Annotated in this window: 2 protein-coding genes; both read left to right on the top strand. The window is 64.4% G+C overall.

Annotated features, from left to right (window positions below):
* The coding region (locus AC244_RS37350) for a hypothetical protein (RefSeq protein WP_161807942.1) at positions 1–209 on the top strand (209 nt) is incomplete at its 5' end.
* A 46-nt stretch (positions 210–255) separates the two neighbouring features.
* The coding region (locus tag AC244_RS34760; protein WP_152976247.1) for a biotin/lipoyl-binding protein at positions 256–1,046 on the top strand (791 nt) is incomplete at its 3' end.

Genomic DNA, 1,046 nt, shown 5'->3' with positions numbered 1-1,046 from the left:
CCGACGGCCAGACACCGCCGGTGCACCAGATCACCTTCTATCACGAGGCCTTCGGCGACGGCGAACGCACCGTCGTGCGCGCCGTCGTCAACCTCGAACGCGACGAGGATCTCGAATTCCTGATCGCCGGCCGCCACGAGCTCACCGAACAGGACTTTATCCTGGCCGCGCTCGAAAGCCCGGCCGACCAGCCGAGAGACAGCGTCTGAACCGAGAAAAAACCTAAGCGTCACGCGTTATCGGGAGAAGAAGACCATGAACAGCACGGACAACAGCACGGTGGAAACGGCAACCACCAGTGCGGCACCGACTGAAAAGCCGCAGTTCGGCATCACCTCGCGCATCGTCGTCTCGGCCGTCTTTGCCGCCACGCTGGTGTTCGGTGTCGGCGGCTGGGCGGCCCAGGCCAAGCTGTCGGGTGCCGTCATCACCCAGGGCCAGGTCGCCGTCTCCCAGCAGGTCAAGCTGATCCAGCACCGCGACGGCGGCATCGTCTCGGCGATCGCCGTCAGGAACGGCACCCATGTGCGCAAGGGCGACGTGCTCTTGCAGCTCGACGAGACCCAGACCCGGGTCGAGCTGTCGATCGTGCGCGGCCAACTGCAGCAGTTCTACGCCATGCGCGCCCGGCTGACGGCCGAGCGCGACGGCGAGACCACCGTCTCCTTTGCCGGTCTCGACGTGCCGGAGATCCTCAAAGTCAGCGAGCTGAAGCTGTTTGAGGCCAACCGCCGGATGATCACCAGCCAGGAAGAGCAGATGCGGCTGCAGATCGGCCAGTTCGAGGAGCAGATCCGCGGGCTGAAAGCCCAGACCGGCTCCAGCGACAAGGAAAAGGAGATCGTCGAGAAGGAGCTCGTCAAGCTCGACACGCTTCTGAAGAGCGGCCTGGTGCCGATCTCCGAGCATCGCGACCTGTTGCGGCAGATGGCCCGCATCGACGGCTCCAAGGGCGAACTCTTGGCCCGCATCGCCGAGGCGCTCGGGCAGATCAGCGAACTGCGCATCAAGCTGATGTCGATCGACCAGAACAACCGCAAGGAAAC

The organism is Ensifer adhaerens, from assembly GCF_001270265.1.
Taxonomy (GTDB): domain Bacteria; phylum Pseudomonadota; class Alphaproteobacteria; order Rhizobiales; family Rhizobiaceae; genus Ensifer; species Ensifer adhaerens_B.
The sequence above is the reverse complement of the archived record's forward strand: the minus strand, read 5'-3'. Positions and strand labels throughout refer to the sequence as shown.